This window comes from Actinomyces dentalis DSM 19115 (assembly GCF_000429225.1).
GTDB classification, from domain to species: domain Bacteria; phylum Actinomycetota; class Actinomycetes; order Actinomycetales; family Actinomycetaceae; genus Actinomyces; species Actinomyces dentalis.
In genome coordinates, this window is sequence record NZ_AUBL01000095.1 from 1 (window position 1) to 1,111 (window position 1,111).

1 protein-coding gene is annotated in these 1,111 nt (G+C 72.1%); it reads left to right on the forward strand.

The genetic code is table 11. The annotated features are described in order from the left end of the window. The coding region (locus tag G446_RS18070) for an IS1634 family transposase (RefSeq protein WP_034470785.1) at positions 1-1,111 on the forward strand (1,111 nt) is incomplete at both ends.

A 1,111-nucleotide genomic window follows, 5' to 3' on the forward strand; every position in this document is an offset into this window, starting at 1 on the left:
GGCCGTTCTGGTGCGGGCCGGACGCGACAGGATCACCGCACTGTCGGGGCAGGCGGCCCTGGATCTTGAGTCCCTGGGCGCCGGGGCCTGCGTCGCGGGCGCGGTGGTCGACTCCAAGCGCTGCGCCCTGTTGTGGGATGCGCTGTCCGGGGCGTACGAGCGCCTGGGGCTGGGTGAGGCGGTGGGCGGGGACGAGGGCTTCAAGCAGATGGCGCTGGCCCGCTGCGTCGAGCCCACCAGCAAGGAGCAGGTCCCCCGCGTGATCGGCGAGCTCGGTGTCCGGCCGGTGGCCAGGCGCTCCTTGTTCCGGTCCCTGGCCCGCTGCGTCGAGCGCGACTGGCGCGCCGGGATCGCGGCGGCCTGTCTGTCCCGCGTCACCGGGGGCGGTGACCTGAGCCTGTGCCTGTACGACGTGACCACCTTGTACTTCGAGGCCGACAAGGAGGACGACCTGCGCAGGGTCGGCTACTCCAAGGAGCGCAGGGTCGATCCGCAGATCATCGTGGGTCTGCTGGTGGACCGGGGCGGCTTCCCCCTGCGGATCGGCTGTTGGGAGGGCGACAGGGCCGAAACGACCACCATCGTGCCGGTCGTCCGGGAGTTCGTGCGCTCGGCCGGGATCGAGCACCTGGTGGTCGTGGCGGACGCCGGCATGCTGTCGGCCGCCAATCTGGCGGCCCTGGATGAGGCGGGCGTGGGCTTCATCGTGGGTTCGCGCATGACCAGGGCCCCCGTCGACCTGGCGGCCCACTTCCGGTTCCACGGCGACGTCCTCGCCGACGGGCAGATCATCGACACCATCACCCCCAGACGCGGTGGCCGCTGCGCCGAGAGGGACGAGAACCTCCGCGATGAGCCGGTGTGGGACCCCGCCACTCATCCGGGTTCGTGGCGGGCCGTATGGGTCTACTCCGCCAAGAGGTTCGCCCGCGACAGCAAGACGCTCACGGCCCAGGAGAGCAGGGCCAGGGCGGTGGTCGCCGGCCGGAGGCGCCCCAGGGGGACCCGGTTCGTCACCACTCACCGGGGCGACCAGGTGGTCGACGAGGCCGCACTGGCCCGCGCCAGGCGCATGGCGGGCCTGAAGGGCTACGTGAGCAACATCCCCGCC